Annotated in this window: 3 protein-coding genes; all 3 read right to left on the bottom strand. The window is 63.8% G+C overall.

Translation table 11 applies throughout. The features are described from left to right. Positions 1-415: hypothetical protein (locus tag Q1J43_RS00015; protein ID WP_301100229.1), on the bottom strand; the 415-nt coding region annotated here is incomplete at its 3' end. Positions 416-422: 7 nt separating this feature from the next. Then, positions 423-803, bottom strand: coding sequence for a hypothetical protein (locus tag Q1J43_RS00010; protein ID WP_301100228.1), 381 nt, complete (start codon positions 801-803; stop codon positions 423-425). A gap of 9 nt (positions 804-812) precedes the next feature. Next, positions 813-1,003: hypothetical protein (locus Q1J43_RS00005; protein ID WP_301100226.1), on the bottom strand; the 191-nt coding region annotated here is incomplete at its 5' end.

Below are 1,003 nucleotides of genomic sequence, written 5' to 3'. Positions count from 1 at the left end.
GTTGCAGCGTCGCGTATTCGGCGTTGTGTTCGCAGGCCACCTGAATCTGGGCGGCCCCGCCGACAACTGGCGCGTAAAGCGTGCCGATGCCATAGGGCCGACCGGCGATCTGATCTTCGGTATCGGTCTGCGTGCCCGGCTGGAACACCACGAAGTCGCCCGCAGGCGTCAGGCTGTCGAGGAACAGGCGGATGTTGAGCAACGCGGTGTCCTGCGCACTGTTGACGTGGATGAAGGCCTTGCGCCACTTCACCGCGCCGGCCAGCCGCTCGGACTGCGAGACATCGGGGAAAAGATTGTTCTTCACCCCGGACACCAATTGCGAGAAGGCCATCCGACCGCCGTTCTGGGCGGGCGTTACATCGGACATCAGGGCGGCGGGCCGCCAGACGATTTCATTGTCGAGAATGGGCATAGTTTCCTCAAACGGTCATGAGTTTCAGGGTGGCGAGATAGAAATCGCCGGCTTGTGGATTGGCCAGCGATACCAGCGGCCGGGCCTCGAAGGCGGGCGCGTCCTGGTGGCGGAACATCACCTGCCGCGACTCACCGCGCAGGGTCAGGGTGTAGACGCCGCCGGGGCTCGCCGCTCGCAGGGCCAGTGCTTCGATCTGCGCGCGAGCGAACCAGCCAGCGTCGGATTCGGATTCCAGGGTGATGGGCAGCCCGGCCTGCAACTGGCCGTAGAACACCACCACCGACCCGTCGAGGGTGCGCCGCACGGATTGCGCAACGCGGCTTGCTGCAAATTCGTCGGACCAAAGGAGGCCCGCCGGCAATTGAATGCCGTCCAAGATGATCACGTTGGTCTCCTACCGGAACTCGGGCTTGATGTAGTAGAGAAAGCGCGTGCTGACCGAACCGAGATCGGCGAGGCTGCCCACCTCGACCATGTCGCCGTTGGGCCCCAGCAGGTAGTCGCCCACCTCGAAACCGCCGTTGTCGAGAAAACTGCCGAAGCGCACCGACGGATGGATGACGATGTTCCGGTAGTTCGACCAGC

The organism is Propionivibrio sp. (assembly GCF_029255185.1).
Classification (GTDB): domain Bacteria; phylum Pseudomonadota; class Gammaproteobacteria; order Burkholderiales; family Rhodocyclaceae; genus Propionivibrio.
This window is presented reverse-complemented; position numbering and strand designations above follow the sequence as displayed.